Consider the following 545-nt stretch of genomic DNA (forward strand, 5'->3'; position numbering starts at 1 on the left):
ATGTTGCGACAACCTCTCGAAAGAGGAGACATCACCATCTCAAGAGCTCATTCTACCCTTACCTACCCAGCCTCCTTCATCCTGATAGGAGCCATGAACCCTTGTCCCTGCGGATACCTTGGCTCCCTCACTCACTATTGCACCTGTACATCGAAGCAAATCATCGCTTATCAAAATAGATTATCCGGGCCCATTCGTGACCGGTTTGATATTTTTCTAAGCCTTACTCCCGTCCATTTGAAAGAACGTGAAAATGAAATGGAAGGTTCTCTATCTGTTCAACGACGCGTGAAAGAGTCAAGAGAAAGGCAATACGACCGTTACAGTGAAGAGGTATGTAATGGAAGAGTGGATTATCAAAGGTTACTGAAGAACAGTCCAGACCTTGAGGATCACCTTCCTTTCATACACAAACTGTCATCCAAACAACACTGGAGCAACCGGATGCAGGTAAAGGTTATGCGCCTTGCCAGAACGATTGCTGATTTGGACGATTCCGTAAAGGTGACTGAACAACATATGTGGGAAGCGGTCAAGCTGCATAG

1 protein-coding gene is annotated in these 545 nt (G+C 45.9%); it reads left to right on the forward strand.

Going from position 1 to position 545, the window contains the following annotated elements; translation table 11 throughout:
• A partial coding sequence (locus tag CN378_RS14575) for an ATP-binding protein (RefSeq protein WP_142323609.1) occupies window positions 1-545 on the forward strand: 545 nt, incomplete at both ends.

Source organism: Bacillus sp. AFS015802 (genome assembly GCF_002561455.1).
Lineage (GTDB): Bacteria > Bacillota > Bacilli > Bacillales > Bacillaceae_B > Rossellomorea.